The sequence below is a fragment of the Castellaniella sp. genome, assembly GCF_041675725.1.
Lineage (GTDB): Bacteria > Pseudomonadota > Gammaproteobacteria > Burkholderiales > Burkholderiaceae_B > Castellaniella.
On record NZ_JBAYTI010000027.1, the window covers coordinates 21,977 to 39,474 of the forward strand.

Below are 17,498 nucleotides of genomic sequence, written 5' to 3' on the forward strand. Positions count from 1 at the left end.
CAGCCCGCTCAAGTTTCTGAAAATCGGTCGCGGGCCGTCTGCGGGGCCTCGCAGCACCGCCCCGCGGCCCTTGCGCGGCGGCCGGCAATGAAACCTTTTCAGCACCCGCCCATCCAACCTACAATGCCTGCGCCGGACGCCATCCATGGCGGCCACCTTCAAGCCCAAACGGACGCCTCAAAACCCATGGAATGGCAAGACATTCTGATCGACAGCAGCCTGTGGCTGGTCAAGGCGTATGCCTTGACCCTCTTGGTCGGTGCGGGGGCCTGCATCGCCCTGACGCGATATACCCGCTGGGGACGGCAATTCTGGCAGCTCAGTGCCGCCTATTTCACCTGGCGGCGCAGCTGGAAACCGCTGGCCGGCGTCGCCTTGATCCTCTTCCTGACCCTGTTCGCGGTTCGAGTGGATGTGCTGTTTTCCAATTGGTACAACACCATGTACAGCGCGCTGCAGAACCTGGACTCGGCCGGATTCTGGGCGGCCATGCTGTTGTTTGCCATTCTGGCGGCAATCCACGTGATCCGATCCCTGTTCGACTTCTACGTGCAGCAAGCCTTCGTGGTGCACTGGCGCGAATGGCTCAACGAACATCTGCTGACCCGCTGGATGGCCCAGCAGGCCTACTACCGGTCCCAGTCGCTTAGCCATCTGGCAGACAACCCGGACCAGCGGATCCAACAAGACATCACCAGTTTTGCACAGACTTCGATGAGCCTGGCGGTCGGCCTGATCAACGCACTGGTGTCGACCATCGCTTTTACGGTGATCCTCTGGAACCTGTCTGGGCCGATGACCGTTTTGGGCCATGAAATACCACGGGCCATGGTGTTCCTGGTCTTCATTTACGTATTCGTGGCGACCCTGCTGGCCATCTGGATCGGCAAGCCGCTGATCCGCCTGAATTTCCTGAATGAAAAACTGAATGCCGATTACCGCTATGCGCTGGTGCGCATCCGCGAATACGCCGAAAGCATCGCATTCTATCGGGGCGAACCCGTCGAAGGGCGGACCCTGCGGCACTGGTTTGCCGAAGTCATCGGCAACGCGTGGGACATCATCTACCGTTCGCTCAAATTCCTCGGTTTCAACTTCGTGGTCACCCAGACCGCTGTGGTATTTCCGTTCATCATCCAGGCGGCCCGGTTTTTTTCCAAGCAGATCAGCCTGGGCGACCTGATCCAGACCGCCCAGGCATTCGGCCGCCTGCAAGACAACCTGTCGTTCTTCCGTAACGTCTACGACAGCTTCGCCACCTATCGCGCTACCCTGGACCGGCTGACCGGCTTCGACGATGTCATCGATCAGGTACGCCAGCTGCCCCTGCCCCACACCCGAGAGGAAGGATCCCGGCTGGCGCTCAATCAGGTCAACGTTTGTCGCCCTGACGGGCATACGCTCATCAAGGATCTCAACCTCGAGGTCGAGTCGGGCCAGGCCCTGCTGGTGCGCGGCCCCTCGGGCTCGGGCAAAACCACCCTGCTGCGTACCATTGCCGGAATCTGGCCACACAGTACGGGCGAAATCATCCGGCCAGACCAGGCCAGTCTGTTCCTCGCCCAGAAACCCTATTTGCCGCTGGGTTCCCTGCGTCAGGCATTGCACTACCCCCAGGCGGCCGACGACGTGCCGGCCGGGCAGGACGAGGCCATACTCGAACAAGTTCAACTCGGGCATTTATCTGACAAGCTCGATGTGGTAGATGACTGGAGCCGCATTCTTTCTTTGGGCGAGCAACAGCGTCTGGCCTTTGGCCGCCTGCTCATCGCCCAACCACAGGCCGCCTTTCTAGACGAGGCGACCTCGGCGATGGATGAAGGCCTGGAGCACGCCATGTACCGCCTGCTACGTCAGCAACTGCCGGATACCCGTCTCGTCAGCGTGGGGCACCGCAGCACCCTGCGCTCACATCATGGCATCGAACTGGTGCTGTCCGGCCAACAAGGCGGCTGGCAGCTGCAGCCGATCTGACCGGAGCGCGGCAGGTTCGATCCCTGCCGGATGGCCGCCATGCGGTACACTGATCCTGCGGCCCCGCCCCGCTTGTTTCCGTTTCAGCCCCATACAATGTCCGCTTTTTATTTTCCGATCAAGCACCTCCACGTGACCGCCGTGGTGCTCAGCATCCTGCTGTTCGTGCTGCGCGCCTACTGGGCGGTCATCGGCTCCCAGCACCTGAAGAACCGGGTCGTACGCATCCTGCCGCACGTCATCGACACGGTACTGCTCGTCTGCGGGGTGATCCTGGCCGCCATGATCGGGCCGGAACAACCGTGGATATTGACGAAGATCGTACTGCTCATCGTATACATTGGGGTCGGCACCATCGCCATCAAACGCGGGCGCACCCCGCGCAGCCGCTTGCTGGCCGCCATCATTGCCGTGGGGGTCTTCATCTACATCGTCGGCGTTGCCCTCACGAAAAACCCGGCTTCCTGGTTTGTCTGGTAGCCCACGACGCAACGGCGGCCCACCATGCACTCACCGACATCGACTGCGCACAAACACGAAGCGTACGAGACCCGCGCCCTGGTGCTCCAGGGCGGAGGGGCGCTGGGTGCCTATCAGGCAGGCGTCTACCAGGGCCTGGCCGAGGCCGGCCTCGGCCTGACCGATCTGGCGGGTATTTCCATCGGCGCCCTCAATGTCGCGTTGATTGCCGGAAACGCCCCCGACAAGCGGGTAGACCGCCTGCATGAGTTCTGGAACACGATCTGTCAGCCCAACATTGGCCCGCTGGCCAACCCGGTGCTGCTGGCCAGCCTGTACCAAACGAACGACCTGGCCCGGCGGTTCCTGGGCACGCTGCATGCCGGCAGCGCACTGCTGGTCGGTCAGCAGGGATTCTTCATGCCGCGGATCCCGGCGCCGTCACCCTTCGATGAGCAGGATCCGGCCTGTGTCGGTTATTACGATACCCGTCCGCTGAAGACCACGCTGGAATCCCTCTGCGACTTCGACCGGATCAATGAGGCCGGCCTCCATGTCTCTATCGGGGCCGTCAACGTACGTACCGGGAACCTCGTCTGTTTCGACAATCGCTCCACGCGGCTCGGGCCCGAGCACTTCATGGCTTCTGGGGCCTTGCCACCCGGTTTCCCGGCCATTGAAATCGAGGGCGAGTACTACTGGGACGGCGGCCTGGTATCCAATACCCCCTTGTCCTGGATCCTGGAACGCAACCTGAATTCGGACACCCTGGTCTTTCAGGTCGACCTGTGGTCAGCGCGGGGGCGCGTGCCCCACAACCTAAGCGAAATCAACGACCGCATCCAAGACATCCGCTACTCCAGCCGGACCCGTTGGGTCACCGACGGGGTGCACCACCATCGCAAGACGCAACGCCTCCTGCGCCGGCTGCTCGACCGCCTGCCCGAGGCAGAACGCACAACCGATCCGCTGTACCGGGAGGCCGCCAAACTGGCCTGCAACAAGCGCAGCAACATCATCCACCTGATCTACCAGGACAAGCCCTACGAACAGCATTTCCGCGATTTCCAGTTCGGGCCGAACATCATGCGCGAACACTGGAACAGTGGCTTGCAGGATATCCGCAACACGCTGGCCCAGCCTCATTATCTCGACATGCCAGAAAACGCCGAAGGCTTCGTCACACACGACATACACCGCAGAGTACCCGCATGAGATATAGCGAGCACGGGCCCGGCGGGCCTGGGCGCGTATTGCACAGCACAAAAAATCCATGGTATAGTTTCGCTTCTTCGCTGGTCCCCGATAGCTCAGTCGGTAGAGCGACGGACTGTTAATCCGCAGGTCACAGGTTCGAGCCCTGTTCGGGGAGCCAAGAAAATCAAGGGTTTCGGGTGATTCTGAAGCCCTTTATTTTTGATCGTATGGGATGATCAATCACGGCTAACCGCCCTGCCCGTATTGCGGAGGCCGGATACGCCGGCACACGCCTGCGATCCTGTTCAGTCATCCCTTGCAGATGAAGTTGTGCCGCCGACAGGGTGACAACGGTATCGGCCCCAATGGCGGCATCTGCTTCGCGCAATTCAGCGCCCGCGCCACTCATCCATCTTGCGCCGGTCGCGTTTGGTAGGGCGGCCAGCCTCATATTCCCAGCCCGGTTCCGGCGCCAGGCGCTTCTGTTCGGCCAGACGCTCGCGCCGCGCCTTGCTTTCCACGGTTTCAGCGTACAGCAGGGCCGCTTTGGGTGCGGGCCCGCGCACCGGGCTCAGGCCCCTCACCTGCACGGTGACATCAAAGCCCGGTTTGTGCACCGATATGGCGTCGCCCATGGTGACCTCGCGCGCCGGCTTGCTGGCCTGGTCGTTGACCAGTACCCGCCCTGCCGTGATCGCCTGCACCGCAAGGCTTCGGGTCTTGAAAAAGCGGGCCGCCCATAACCATTTGTCTAGCCGCATGCGCTCCATGACACAAACCTGCCCTTCCCAAGTCGGTCGGTGTTATATTTTTTGATAGACCGTATTCACTTAAATGATATAGGTTGAACTACCAATTTGCCACCCACACCTGCGTCCAATACCATCCTCGGTGCATTCGCCCCAGAAACGCTGACAAGTTTACGCCTATATGCTTATGATCCTGTGCATGACGAGCCCTTGTCCCGAATCCACCCATCCGCACGCCTTTGCACAGCCATGATGCAGTTTATCTATCACAACCCGACACACATTCACTTTGGCTCCGGCGCACTGGCGCAGTTGCCCGATCTCGTGCGTGCGGCAGGCATCCAGCACGCCCTGCTCGCCTGCGATCCAGGGATCGTGCAGGCCGGGCTCGTCGAGCGCGTAACCCGCGTTCTGGCGGCCGCCCAAATTCCCCATACGGTTTTCTCCGACATCGAAAGCGATCCTGACGTCCGCTCGGTACGCCAGGGCGCAGAACTCGCGCGCGCCCAGGCATGCAACGGGGTCATTGGCCTGGGGGGCGGCAGTGTCATGGACGTCGCCAAAGCCATTGGCACCATGCTGTCCAATACCGGGGACATCAGCGATTACTTCGGCGTCGATCAGATCCCGACCCGGGCGGCCCCTGTCATCGCGATTCCCACGACAGCGGGCACCGGCAGCGAGGTCACCGTCTGGTCCGTTCTGTCGGATTCCGAAAACAACCGCAAAGTCAACATAGGCAGCGAAAACAATAGCGCCCGCATCGCCCTGCTCGACCCTGAACTCTCGCTGGGCCTGCCGCCGGCCGTCACAGCGGCCACGGGCATGGATGCCCTGACGCATGCCATCGAGTCCTTGGTCAACAAAGCGTGCCACCCACTGGCAGCCGCCCAGGCTGAAAAGGCCATCGAACTGATCGGTGCCCACCTGCGCCATGCCGTCCTGCGGGGCGACGATCTCGAGGCCCGCAGCCAGATGCTGGTCGGCAGTACGTTGGCGGGCCTGGCCTTCAACCGCATTCGGCTGGGCCTCGCCCACGCGTTTGCACTGCCGCTGGGCAATCGCTTTCACATACCGCATGGCCTGGTCAATGCCATCATGCTCACGCCCGTCATGCAGTACAATGTGCCCGCCAATGTAGCAGGCTACGCCCGGGTGGCCCGGCTTCTCGGGGAAGACACGCACGGCATCAGCGAACGCGCCGCTGCCGAACGTGCGGTCTCTGCGGTACAGGGGCTCAAGAGGGACATCGGCCTGACCCAGACATTGGCCGATTTTGGCGTCACCGAGCCGCACTTCGACACCCTCATCGACGAGGCCCTGACCTCTGGCAATATTCCCGTCAACCCGCGCACACCCAACCGCGAAGGCATGCGACTACTGTTGAGCCAGGCGCTGTCCGGTGCGGTATGAAACGCAACGACGGCCGCCCGCGCTTGGCCCATCGCGTCCAAAAACACCACAGCCTGTCATGAAAGTATGTATTTTCGGGGCCGGCGCCGTAGGCAGTTATCTGGCTGCCCGGATCGGCCAGGCCAACGAGGCCCATCTCAGCGTGATTGCCCGGGGCTCCCAGCTTCAGGCCATTCGACGCCAGGGTATTCGTCTCGAAGCGCCCGATGAAACAATCACGGTGCGGCCCGCGCACCTCACAGACCAGCCCCATGACCTGCCGACACAAGATGTCGTGCTCGTCACGCTCAAAGTCATGGCGCAACCCGGTGCAGCGCCTGCCATCCGCCACCTGATACGCGACGGCGGCTGCGCGGTCTTTGCCGCCAACGGCATACCCTGGTGGTGGAAATACGGAACCGCGCAGCCCGCCGCGTTGCCGCTGCTGGATCCCGATGGCCGGCTTTGGAGCCTGGTCACCCCGGGCCAGGCGCTCAGCTGCGTCGTTTATTCGGCCAACGAAGTGATCGCCCCGGGGGTCGTGCGCCACCTGGGCAATAATCGATGGGTGCTGGGCGAATCAGACGCCTCGAACAGCGAACGCCTGGCCGGGATCGTCGCCCTGTTGCGCAACAGTGGCGTGCAGGCAGAGGCCAGCACCGAGATACGGACCGAAATCTGGGCCAAATTGCTGCGCAACGCCTCGCTCAACTCCTTGTGCGCCCTGACCCGCCTGCCCGTCGATGGGTTGGCTGAAGATCCCGAGCTCCTGGCCCTGGCCGATGCCCTCATCGATGAAATCATCGCCATCGCCTCGAGCCAGGGTTGCCGCCTCGACAGCCATCGCGACGCGGCTCGGGAACAATTGCGCCGGGGCGGTTCCGAGGGTGGCGCCCCGGCTGTCAAGGGGTTGCGACCCTCCATGCTGCAAGACGTCCTCGCGGGACGCGCCCTCGAGGTCGAAGCCATCCTGGGGCAGGCTCAGGCACTCGCCGTCGAAGCCGGCGTGCCCTGCCCCACCCTGGATCGGATCCTGCCGCTGGTACGCGGGCTGGACCGGAGCCTGAAAGTCCACTGAAGCCGCAAATCCGCGGTACACCACCAAAAGGAGACTCACATGACCACCCGCCGTTCCTTCCTCAACAAAGCTGTCGCATCGGCAGCCGGCGTCGGCGGCCTGGCGGCCATCGGTACGCCCGCCCTCGCGCAAGGTAACGAAGTCATACGCTGGCGCTGTACGTCCAGCTTCCCGAAAAACCTGGACATTCTTTACGGTTGCGCCGAAGTGCTCTCGGATGCCGTCGCGGCCGCCACTGACAACAAATTCCAGATTCAAGTCTTTGCAGCCGGGGAAATCGTGCCGGGCGGCCAGGCCTTCGATGCCGCATCAAACAACACCGTGCAGATGTGCCACTCGGCCTCGTACTACTACACGGGCAAGGACCCCGCCTTTGCGTTCGGCACGCATGCGCCATTCATGCTGGACACCCGCCAGCAGAACGCCTGGGCCTACCACGGCGAAGGCAAACAGCTGCTGGAAGACTTCTATCGCAAATACAACATCGTCGCTTTGCCGGGCGGTAACACCACGACCCAAATGGGCGGCTGGTTTCGCAATGAAATCAAATCGCTGGACGATCTCAAAGGGCTGAAATTCCGCCTCTCCGGCCTGGGGGGCCAGGCGCTGGTCAAGATCGGCGTCGTGCCGCAACAGATCGGCGCGGGCGACATCTATCCGGCACTCGAGCGCGGCACCATCGATGCCGCCGAGTTCAACGGCCCCTATGACGACGAAAAGCTGGGCCTCTACAAAGTGGCGCCGCATTACTACTATCCAGGATTCTGGGATGGCACCTCGATGCAGCACTTCTTCATCAACACCGCCGAGTGGGACAAACTCCCGAAGCACTACCAAGCCATTCTGAAGTCCTGCGCAGCCGAGGCCAATATCGACAGCATCGCCCGCTATGACGTCGTCAACCCACCCGTCCTGCGCAAGCTGGTGGCATCGGGCGTCAAGCTCCACGCCTTCCCACCCGAGGTCCTGGATGCTGCCTACAAGGCGACGATGGAACTCTACGAAGAACTCGCGGACACCAATCCCGAATTCAAGAAACTCTATCTCAGCCAGAAGGCATTCCAGAAAGATGCCGCGCTCTGGAATCAAGTATCCGAATACGCCTATGACAGCGTGATCAACCGCCAACTGCGCCAACAAGGCTAAGCCCCCACGACGCGTTGCCATGTTGCGTCCGGGTGGGCCGGCATCGCCCGCCGCTCATCCGGACGCTCAACCAGGAGCCGCCTGAATGGGCTTTCTACTCAGAATCAGCCAGGCCATCGACACCGTCAATACCTGGATCGGCAAGACCAGTGGCTGGCTGCTGCTGCTGGCCGTCCTGATCAGCGCGACCAACGCCGTGGTCCGCAAAGTGTTCTCAATCAGCTCAAATGCCTGGCTGGACGCACAATGGTATCTGTTTGGTGCCGTGTTCATGCTGTGCGCGTCCTACACTTTGCTGAAAAACGGCCATGTCCGCATTGACCTGTTGTCCAGCCGTCTCAGCAAGCGCACCCGCGACCTGATCGACCTGTTCGGCCACCTGTTTTTCCTGCTGCCCCTGACCGTGCTGATGGTCATCGAGTGCATCCCTTTTGCGCTCGAATCGTACCAACAGCGGGAAGGTTCGGCCAACGCGGGCGGGCTGCTGGTATGGCCTGCCAAACTGATCATTCTGGTCGGCTTCGCCCTGCTGTTCGTACAGGCCCTTTCCGAAATCATCAAGCGGGTGGCCGTGCTCGCAGGGCAACTCGATGACGCCGAACTCAACTCCGACACACCTGATCGGCCCGAAATGGACCTGGCCGAAGAAAGCCTTCCCTCTCAGGACCGATAGCCCATCATGCTGACTGCCTTCCTGATCGAAAACATGGCGCCGATCATGTTTGCCAGCCTGATCGTGTTTCTTTTGCTGGGCTACCCGGTTGCCTTTTCATTGTCTGCGGTGGGTATCTTCTTTGCCTGGGCGGGCATCGAGCTGGACCTCTTCACCACGAACTTCCTGGGTGCCCTACCAGGCCGCGTCCTGGCGGTGATGTCCAACGAGACATTGCTGGCCATCCCTTTTTTCACGCTGATGGGCGCGATTCTCGAGCGATCCGGGATGGCCGAAGACCTGATCGACACCATTGGCCAGCTCTTCGGCCCGGTGCGTGGCGGGCTGGGATATGCCGTGATTTTCGTGGGCGCATTGCTGGCCGCAACCACCGGGATCGTGGCTGCCTCCGTGATTTCCATGGGCCTGATCGCACTGCCCATCATGTTGCGCTACGGGTACGACAGAAACCTGGCCACTGGGGTCATCATGGCGTCGGGTACGCTGGCGCAGATCATCCCGCCCTCTATCATTCTGATCGTGTTGGCCGACCAACTGGGGGCCTCGGTCGGCGACATGTACCGTGGCGCGCTCATTCCGGCGCTCTCCCTGACCGGCCTGTATGCACTCTACGTGTTCGTGCGCAGCCTGATCAACCCCCATATCGCGCCCGCTTTGCCACCCGAAGCCAGACACCTGACCGAAGCCGACGGCCGTATTGCCATCACATCCCTGCTGGTGCTGCTCGGGGCCATCGTCGTAGGCAGCTACGGGTTCTATACCGCCCTGGGGATGCTGAACCCGGACATGCTGCAAACAGACCGCCAGATCTACGGCGCCACCCTGGGTTTCGCCGTCGGCTACCTGGTGGCCCTGCTGGATCGCCGCTACAAGTTCGGCCTGCTCTCGAACATCGCCCAGGCGGTGATCATCGTCCTGGTGCCCCCGTTGGCGCTTGTGTTTCTGGTGCTCGGCACGATCTTCCTGGGGGTTGCCACCCCCACCGAGGGCGGCGCCATGGGGGCTGCGGGGGCTTTGTTGCTGGCCCTCAGCAAGCGGCGGCTCAATTTCGGCGTGCTCTCCCAAGCCATCGACTCCACCGCCCGGTTGTCGGCCTTCGTGCTGTTCATCCTCATTGGTTCACGCGTATTTTCGCTCACGTTCTATGGCGTGGACGGCCACAAGTGGGTCGAAGACCTCCTGCTGCTCACCCCTGGCGGAACGATCGGATTCCTGGTCCTGGTCAATCTGATCGTATTCTTTCTGGGGTGTTTTCTGGATTTTTTTGAAATCGCCTTCATCCTGATTCCCTTGCTCGCACCCGCGGCGAGCGCCCTGGGGATCGACCTGATCTGGTTCGGCGTGATATTGGGAATCAACCTGCAATCCAGCTACCTGACGCCGCCCTTTGGCTTCGCCCTGTTCTTCATGCGTTCTGTGACTCCGGCCAAGGACTACACGGACCGGGTGACCGGCAAGCGGATCCGGGGCATCAAGACGGGGGAGATCTACAAGGCCGGGGTCAGCTTCGTGGTCCTGCAGGCCATCATGGTGGCCATCCTGGTCGCCTTCCCCAACCTTGCCACAGTCAGCGACGATCACACCGGTGTGGATCCGGACACGGTGAAAATCGAGATCATGGGCCTGGATCCGACCTTCGACCTGGCGCCACTCGACCTGAACTGAGCCGCCGCGTCCTTGAACTGAACTGCCACGCCTTGCCGTCCCGCGCCCGTGCCGTGGCGCTTTCCCGGGGAACGCGCCGGGCGCCGGATGATCACGAACGATCCAGGCGTTCGAGCACGCGGGGCCAGACCTCGGGGTTGATCATCCGGGCCGGACGCTGACCAGCCATGAGGCACAGAATCTGCTCGGCAGCCATGGTCGCCACGTTGCGACGCGCCTCGTGGGTGACCCCGGCGATGTGGTAGCTGGGGATGACGTTATGCAGTGCCAGCAGCGGATGGCTGTGTGCGGGGGGCTCGGTCTCCCAGACATCCAGGCCCGCCCCCGCCAGGTGGCCCGACGCCAGGGCGGCCTGCAGGGCGTTTTCATCGTGAATCCCCCCACGGGCGGTGGATATGAATATCGCGCCCGGTTTCATGCTGGCATAGGCCGACGCATCGAACAGGCCACGGGTCTCGGCGGTCAGCGGACAATGCACCGACAGGATGTCGGCGACGGCCAGCAGTTCGGCCAACCCGACCTTTTCAGCGCCACGCGCCGAGATTTCAGCGGCATCGAGATAAGGATCGCAAGCCATCACCCGCATGCCGAATGCGGCGGCCATGCGCGCGGTCAGGCGGCCGATGTGGCCCAACCCGACAATGCCCAAGGTCTTGCCCCGCAACTCATGCCCCATCAGGTCTTCGCGGGCGTAACCCGTGTCGTGGCGCATGCGCCAGGCGCATTCACCAATGCGCCGGGAGACGGCCAGCATCAGGCACAAGGCATGCTCGGCCACCGAGTTGGCATTGGCCCCCGCCTGGTTCACGACAAGCACCCCCGCGTGGCTGCACGCCTGCACGTCCACGGTGTCATAGCCTGCGCCGGTGGTCGACACGCACAATAGTTGCGGGCACTGCGCGAGCAGCTCGGCCGATACCTGCAGGGCGGCAGGCACCTCGTCGCGTACCGACGAAATCTGATAGACGTCGGCCGCCGCCAGGCGTGCGCGATTGGCCACCGCCCCGTCCGCGATCCGGGCCACGTCCAGCGACACGCCCGGCGCCTCGGACAAAATGCGGTCAAAGCTGCGGTCGATCCACTGATCGAACCGCACCACCTTCCTGGATGGCTGGTTCATGGCATGTTTTCCTGCTGCGGGCCTGCTCAGGCCCGCCCAAAGACCTGGCGCAGATACGCCAGAAAGGTTGCGTCCGTACAATGCTCCTTGCCGGGGCTGTCGGGTAACTTGGCCGTCGGCATGCCATTGCAGCGGAACAATTTCATCACGATGTTGAGCGGCTCTGGCCCCAGGTCGTTGGTCAGATGGGTACCGATGCCAAAGGCCGGCTGCACCCGATCGGCAAAATGCCTGTAGATCGCCAGTGCGCGCGGCAGATCCAGCCCGTCGGAAAACACGAACCGCTTGCTCGCCGGATCGATGCGCAGGGCATGATAATGGGCGATGGCCTGCTCGCCCCATTCGATCGGGTCGCCCGAATCATGCCGCAAGCCGTCGAAGAGCTTGGCAAAGTACAGATCGAAATCAGCCAGAAAAGCCTTCATGCCGACGACGTCGGTCAGGGCGATCCCCAGGTCGCCCCGATATTCCTGCACCCAGTCCTCCAGTGCCGCGCGCTGAAAATCACGCAGCCGCACCTTACCGAAGGCCTGATACGATTGCAAGTATTCGTGGGCCATGATGCCGACCGGGACCACGTCCAGCGCCCTGGCCAGCGCGACGTTCGACGTGCCCGTAACGTACTGGGGCACGCTGGCGCGCAAAGTCTGCAACACCTCTGTTTGCCAGGCCCTCGAAAACCGCCTGCGCAGGCCAAAATCTGAAATCAGCAACGGAAACCGCCGGGCTGGTTCTCGGGAAAATTCTTGCAGGATATCGATCTTGGACTGCAGGCGCTGGCGCCCTTGTGCAAAGACCTCGGCTGAATGGAACCGACGGAAATACAGCTCGTTGACGATGGCCAACACGAAAATTTCGAACCCCATGACGTGCACCTGCGGCCCTTGCGCCACGATATGCAGAGACTCGCCCTCGGTGTAGATGCGGATGAAGTGGCGCTGGAAATGAAACAGCGAAAGAAAATCGACGAAATCAGACTTGATATACCGCAGGGATCTCAGGTAATCCAGCTCGTCTGGGCGAAAACGCAAGGTGCACAGATCGTCGATCTGCCGTTCGACTTCGGGTGCCAGCTCGGCCAGCGGAAACGCGGGCGGCTGGCGGCAAATGAAGCGGTATTCGGCCTGTGCAGACGGATGACGGTGCAACATCGCCTGCCACATCGTGAATTTATACAGGTCGGTATCCAGAAGGGATTCGATGATAGGCTGAAAGGGTGCGGTCGGCATGCCAGGCAATGATGAAGCGTTAAACGCTCAATCTTAGCGGATTTCAGCCATTGCAATGCAAGCGATCCTACGTCCGGCGTCGCAGGGGGGCCCAGGCTCGCAAAAACACTGATGGCCGACACTGGCCGGCAATCGATATACTGGTGGATTATCATGTCGATTGCATCCACATCGAGGGTGACTTGTCCGTGCTGAAATACTGCATCGCGATGCAACCAATTTGCGATGGCGAGCTCAACCACGTTGCCGACGAGATCCTGTATCGAAGCAGCGCCTCGGCCACATCGGCATCCATTACCCCCGATCAGGCCGCGGTCGCCACCGCGCGCGTCAGCCACGTGGCGTTCTACGAGATCGGCCTCGAGAACCTGTCGGGCAAGCGGCAGGTATTCCTGAATACGCCCCGTCACTGGCTGCTGAATCCCGAGCTTCTGCCGCCAGACCCCCAGCAGTTGGTGGTCGAAGTACTCGAAACGGTCACCATCGACCGCCAGGTGCTGGATGCGCTGCAGCATATCCGCTCGTTGGGGTTCAAGATCGCACTGGACGATTTCGTGCTCAACGAACAGACCCAACCGCTGCTGGACTACGCCGACATCGTCAAGTTCGACCTGCTGCAACCGCTCGACACAGACGCCGTCGTCACATGCCAGGATCGCGGGCTCACCCTGCTGGCCGAGAAAGTCGAAGACTACGATACCTTCGAACGCCTGCGGCACATGGGGTTCACGCTCTTTCAGGGCTATTTCTATGCCCAGGCACAGACACGGGCGGAAAACGCGGGGCTGCGGGGCAACAATCACCTGGCCCTGCTGCATCTCGTGGCAGAGCTGCAAAGGCAGAACACCCATACCCGAAAAATAGAGCGCATCATTACGCAGGACGCGCAACTGACCTTCCTGCTTCTGCGTTACGTGAATTCTGCCGTTTTTCACTACCACGGCCAGATCAAGAACGTATTCCAGGCCGTGCAGATCCTGGGCCTGCGTCGGGTGCGCAACATGGCCATCACCCTGCTGCTGGCCAATAACGGGCCTGCCAGCAAACTGTTGATGAGCCAGGCCCTGACACGAGCCAGCATGTGCGAGCAATTGGCCGCCTCTCAGCAGGGCGGGCATTCAGACTCCGCGTTCCTGACCGGCCTGCTGTCCATGATGGGCGATCTGCTGGGCCAGCCGCTCGAGCAATTGCTGGGCAAACTGGCGCTATCCCGGGAAATCGTACAAGCGGTACTCTCGCGCGAAGGGCAACTGGGCCATCTGCTGGCCACGGTCCTGGACTTCGAAAACGCCGACACGCAAAGCTGGTCCCCAGAGCAGATCGATCTCTACAACCAGACGTGGCTCGAAAGCCAGACACAAACCACCCAAACCCTGCACATGGTGGAAGACTACGGGCCGGTACCCGACGGCCAGAACCCGCCAGGCGGGCCGAAACACTGATCCGTTGCGCGCCAGACCCGGCGCTAAAGCAAACCGGTGTAGTCGGCCAGCGGTTCGTGCGGATTCCAGCCGCACCGGGCCAATGAAGCGCGTAACCGTATGATGGCCTGATTGCGCACCTGAGACACCCGCCCGGGGCTCAGATCCATGGCCACCGCGATCTCTTTCTGATTCAGCGCATGGTCGAATTGCAGCGATAGCAAGCGCTTTTCCTGCTCTGGCAAGTCTTCGATGGCTTTGATCAATGCGTCGCGCAAGCGCATCCGCATGACGGTGTCGGACGGGTTCAGGCCCAGGCTGGGTTGTGTGTCGGCCAAAATGGATTCTTCGACCTCGAAAGTGTCCTCGCTGGGCTCGATGTCTTCATAAAACACCACCTGAACGCCCTGCGCCGACTCCAGCAGCCGGTGGTATTCTTCGATGCTGAGCGCCATGGCCTGCGCGGTCTCGGCTTCGGATGGCGCCCGGCCCAGGGCCTGATGCAATTCGACCATCGTTGCTTCGATCTTTCGCGCCTTGCTGCGCACGCTGCGCGGCAGCCAGTCCGTCTCGCGCATGACATCGATCATCGCGCCCTGAACGCACACCTTCATGTAGGCCTCGAAGTTGGGCTGCGGCGTATCGAGCTGACGCCGGGCGGCCGTCAGCAAGCCAAGCATCCCGGCTTGAATCAGATCATCGAGGTCGATGTTCGGCGTCACCCGGGCAGCCAGTATCAGCGCCTGGCGACGAACCACTGGCGCATACTGCTCGACCAGGGTCTCGACCGACTGCCCGGCTGCCTGGGCCACTGCTTGCCGGGCACGACGCTTTTCGCGGGCGCCCGCAGCGGGGGCCTCGCTCTCGGAGCCAACGGATGCTTTCATTGGACCAGTATGCCCGCAAGCCCTCAAATCCATACCCTGGATCAGCAGGGATTTCCCCGGCAAATTCGGCGTTCGAATTTTTTCCTAAAGAATCAGAATAAACAGCCGTATATATAGATATACCCTCCTGAAATCTGAAAGGTGTCCCCATGGCTACCATTTCTTCGCTGGGCCTCTCCGGTTTGCCCCTGGATGACCTGCTCAACAACCTGCGTACCAACGAACGGCAGGCGCTGGCCCTCATCCAGACCCGCGCCGATCAGGCCCAGACGCGCCTGTCCGCCTACGGCCAACTGAAAAGCGCGCTGGTGGCCTTTCAACAGGCATCCCAGGAAGTCGGCCAAATCGACAGCTTCGAGGCGATCCGGGTCCACAACCCATCGGAAGCATTCGAGGCCCGGGCCGTTGGTCAGGCCACGCCCGGCCAATATGCGGTGCACGTGGTGCAAATTGCCCGTCATCAAAGCATCGCCCTGCCCGGCATCGCCGAACGCGACACCGAACTGGGCGTGGGCGGGCGCATCCACATCACGCTCGCCAGTGGGGCCTCCTACGGCGTCGACCTCGATCCCGATCAGCCGGCGACGCTCAAATCCGTGGTCGCCGCCCTGAATGCCGATCCGGATGCGGGCCTCCAGGCAACAATCCTCAACCAAGGCGGCGATGCGCCGCATCAACTCCTGCTCAGCACGCGCCAGACCGGCACGCAGGCAGCCGTCAGCCAGATTTCAATAGAAGGCAACGAAACCTTGGCCGCTCTGCTCGACTTCGATGCCGCACAACCCGACGAAGGCGTCATCGTGCGGGCGGCTCAAGATGCCTTGATAGAGTTCAACGGCGTCATGGTCCACAGCCCCTCCAACACCCTAGAGAACGTGATCGACGGCCTGACGCTCACTCTGGCCCGCCCCAGCCCAGGCACCGACACCTTGACCCTGGCGCCCGATCACGGGCGGGCCGAACAGGCCATCCAGGCCTTTGTCGATGGCTACAACGGGCTGCAACGCACCTTGCGCCAACTCAGCGCCTATGACGCGCAAAAAGGCCAGGCACACGTCCTAACGGGCGATGCGCTGGCCCGCTCGGTGCAGGCCCAGGTGCGCAAAACCCTCGACACAGCGCTGGGCGCCTCAGAATTCAGCCTCGGCGCGCTGGGCATCACAACCGATCCGGCCACGGGCGAACTGCGCCTGGACCCACAAAAGCTGGGCCAGGTCCTGGCCGAACACAAGCCAGCCGTCCAGGCTCTTTTCACTGGGCCCACAGGCCTGGCCGCGCAGGTCAACGACACGATACGCGCTTTCGTCGGCGAAGACGGCCTGATCAATCAGTCGTCCAGAAGCCTGGACCGTCAGATCAGCGCCATTCAGGCGCAATACCAGCAGGCATCGGCCCGCATCGATCAGCGCATGGAAACCTACCGGCGGCAGTTCGTGGCCCTGGATCGCATGGTGGCCGAGATGAATTCACTCAGCAGCTATCTGACCCAGCAACTGGATGCGCTCGGCACGATCCAGTCATCCAACCGCTGACGCCCGCCATGCCCACCGCCCGCCCCCCTGGGGCCGAGCATGTCCACACCGCCACAGAGAACGAGACCCATGCCCAACACCTTTTCCTACCGGCCCACCCAGCGCGCCAGCCGCAGCTACCAACAGATCGGCCTTGAAACCGAAGTCCTCGGGGCCTCCCCGCAGCGCCTGGTTTCCTTGTTGCTGCGCGCCGCCCTCAGCGCAATCCGGCGCGCACGGCACCATATGCACCGCAGCGAAACGCAGGCCCGCGGCATGGCCATATCCAGGGCGATCGACATTCTTGAATCGGGCCTCAAGGCCAGTGTGGATACCGACCGCGGCGGTGAACTGGCCCTTTCACTCAGGGCCAGCTACGACCTCATCATCCGCCACCTGATGCTGGCCAACCTGCACGGCAGCGTAGAACACCTCGAGACGGCCGAGAACGCCCTGAGCCCCATTGCCCAAGCCTGGCAGAGCGCCATCGACCCCGAATACCAGGGGCTCACGCCCTTGCTCAACAGCCAACAGGTCACCTGACATGAATTCCCCGACACACGCCAGCGCCCCATCGTCTCCCATACCCGAGGCCCGAACGCTGCTCCAATACCAGAACATCGCCCTGCTGTCCGGCAAGATGCTCAGCCTGGCGCGTACCTACCAATGGGACGACCTTCTCGGCGTCTACGGGCACTATGCCGAAGCCGTCCACGATCTGAAAGACCTGCCTTCCACGGCACCCGCCAACCAGCATCAAACCCGGCGCCTGCTGCACCGGACACTGGAACACGATGCCCGGCTGCGCGCGTTGCTCAATCCGGAGATCGCCCGTCTCGGTCATCTGCTGGGGCACGATCGGCGCAAAAAGAGCTTGCTGCGCCAGTATGGCGCCCCGCAGCCAACCCCTCTTGCCTGAGTCCCCCATGGCGGGCCCATCCAACCTCGGTACGCTTCTGATCCAACGGCTCGATGCCCTGCTGGGGCATCCGCTGTC

Annotated in this window: 16 protein-coding genes and 1 tRNA gene; 13 read left to right on the plus strand and 4 right to left on the minus strand. The window is 62.1% G+C overall.

Annotated elements, in window-relative coordinates:
• Window positions 1-186: 186 nt before the first annotated feature.
• The 4 genes from WCZ84_RS07380 to WCZ84_RS07395 all read left to right on the plus strand — a co-directional run bounded on the left by WCZ84_RS07380 (window position 187) and on the right by WCZ84_RS07395 (window position 3,808).
• Window positions 187-1,974: an ABC transporter ATP-binding protein/permease gene (locus WCZ84_RS07380; RefSeq protein WP_372685621.1), complete on the plus strand. Its 1,788-nt coding sequence runs from the start codon at window positions 187-189 to the stop codon at window positions 1,972-1,974.
• 96 nt (window positions 1,975-2,070) lie between these two features.
• Complete coding sequence (locus WCZ84_RS07385) at window positions 2,071-2,454, plus strand: SirB2 family protein (protein ID WP_372685622.1); 384 nt, start codon at window positions 2,071-2,073, stop codon at window positions 2,452-2,454.
• Between the two features lie 24 nt (window positions 2,455-2,478).
• Window positions 2,479-3,648: a DUF3734 domain-containing protein gene (locus WCZ84_RS07390; RefSeq protein WP_372685623.1), complete on the plus strand. Its 1,170-nt coding sequence runs from the start codon at window positions 2,479-2,481 to the stop codon at window positions 3,646-3,648.
• 84 nt (window positions 3,649-3,732) lie between these two features.
• Window positions 3,733-3,808 (plus strand) — tRNA-Asn (locus WCZ84_RS07395).
• Between the two features lie 211 nt (window positions 3,809-4,019).
• Here the strand turns inward: WCZ84_RS07395 and WCZ84_RS07400 are convergent.
• Window positions 4,020-4,400 (minus strand): RNA-binding S4 domain-containing protein, encoded by a 381-nt coding sequence (locus tag WCZ84_RS07400; protein WP_372685624.1) that lies wholly within the window; start codon window positions 4,398-4,400, stop codon window positions 4,020-4,022.
• A 228-nt stretch (window positions 4,401-4,628) separates the two neighbouring features.
• Between WCZ84_RS07400 and WCZ84_RS07405 the strand changes: the two genes are divergently transcribed.
• From WCZ84_RS07405 to WCZ84_RS07425, 5 genes are all read left to right on the plus strand, one after another.
• Window positions 4,629-5,792, plus strand: coding sequence for an iron-containing alcohol dehydrogenase (locus tag WCZ84_RS07405; protein ID WP_372685625.1), 1,164 nt, complete (start codon window positions 4,629-4,631; stop codon window positions 5,790-5,792).
• 58 nt (window positions 5,793-5,850) lie between these two features.
• Window positions 5,851-6,849 carry a ketopantoate reductase family protein gene (locus WCZ84_RS07410; RefSeq protein WP_372685626.1) on the plus strand — a complete coding sequence of 333 codons (999 nt, stop codon included), beginning with the start codon at window positions 5,851-5,853 and terminating at the stop codon, window positions 6,847-6,849.
• Between the two features lie 39 nt (window positions 6,850-6,888).
• Window positions 6,889-7,995 carry a TRAP transporter substrate-binding protein gene (locus WCZ84_RS07415; protein WP_372685627.1) on the plus strand — a complete coding sequence of 369 codons (1,107 nt, stop codon included), beginning with the start codon at window positions 6,889-6,891 and terminating at the stop codon, window positions 7,993-7,995.
• Window positions 7,996-8,080: 85 nt separating this feature from the next.
• The gene (locus WCZ84_RS07420; RefSeq protein WP_372685628.1) at window positions 8,081-8,668 is read left to right on the plus strand and encodes a TRAP transporter small permease subunit; all 588 of its coding nucleotides are present in this window, start codon (window positions 8,081-8,083) and stop codon (window positions 8,666-8,668) included.
• A gap of 6 nt (window positions 8,669-8,674) precedes the next feature.
• The gene (locus WCZ84_RS07425; protein WP_372685629.1) at window positions 8,675-10,333 is read left to right on the plus strand and encodes a TRAP transporter large permease subunit; all 1,659 of its coding nucleotides are present in this window, start codon (window positions 8,675-8,677) and stop codon (window positions 10,331-10,333) included.
• Between the two features lie 91 nt (window positions 10,334-10,424).
• Here WCZ84_RS07425 and WCZ84_RS07430 read toward each other — a convergent pair whose 3' ends face one another.
• The gene (locus tag WCZ84_RS07430; RefSeq protein WP_372685630.1) at window positions 10,425-11,453 is read right to left on the minus strand and encodes a hydroxyacid dehydrogenase; all 1,029 of its coding nucleotides are present in this window, start codon (window positions 11,451-11,453) and stop codon (window positions 10,425-10,427) included.
• A gap of 26 nt (window positions 11,454-11,479) precedes the next feature.
• Window positions 11,480-12,682: a nicotinate phosphoribosyltransferase gene (pncB, locus tag WCZ84_RS07435; protein ID WP_372685631.1), complete on the minus strand. Its 1,203-nt coding sequence runs from the start codon at window positions 12,680-12,682 to the stop codon at window positions 11,480-11,482.
• A gap of 143 nt (window positions 12,683-12,825) precedes the next feature.
• Here pncB and WCZ84_RS07440 point away from each other — a divergent pair, with 143 nt between their 5' ends.
• On the plus strand, window positions 12,826-14,124 hold the full coding sequence (locus tag WCZ84_RS07440) for an EAL and HDOD domain-containing protein (RefSeq protein WP_372685632.1): 1,299 nt from the start codon (window positions 12,826-12,828) through the stop codon (window positions 14,122-14,124).
• A gap of 23 nt (window positions 14,125-14,147) precedes the next feature.
• Here the strand turns inward: WCZ84_RS07440 and fliA are convergent, their stop codons facing one another.
• A complete protein-coding gene (gene fliA, locus WCZ84_RS07445; protein ID WP_372685633.1) occupies window positions 14,148-14,990 on the minus strand; it encodes an RNA polymerase sigma factor FliA in 843 nt (280 codons plus the stop codon).
• A 149-nt stretch (window positions 14,991-15,139) separates the two neighbouring features.
• On the opposite strand from fliA, the gene fliD reads away from it, so the two are divergent.
• From fliD to WCZ84_RS07460, 3 genes are all read left to right on the plus strand, one after another.
• A complete protein-coding gene (gene fliD / locus WCZ84_RS07450) occupies window positions 15,140-16,522 on the plus strand; it encodes a flagellar filament capping protein FliD (RefSeq protein ID WP_372685634.1) in 1,383 nt (460 codons plus the stop codon).
• Window positions 16,523-16,591: 69 nt separating this feature from the next.
• Window positions 16,592-17,044: a flagellar export chaperone FliS gene (gene fliS / locus WCZ84_RS07455; protein WP_372685635.1), complete on the plus strand. Its 453-nt coding sequence runs from the start codon at window positions 16,592-16,594 to the stop codon at window positions 17,042-17,044.
• Between the two features lies 1 nt (window position 17,045).
• On the plus strand, window positions 17,046-17,420 hold the full coding sequence (locus tag WCZ84_RS07460; protein ID WP_372685636.1) for a flagellar protein FliT: 375 nt from the start codon (window positions 17,046-17,048) through the stop codon (window positions 17,418-17,420).
• Window positions 17,421-17,498: the final 78 nt, after the last annotated feature.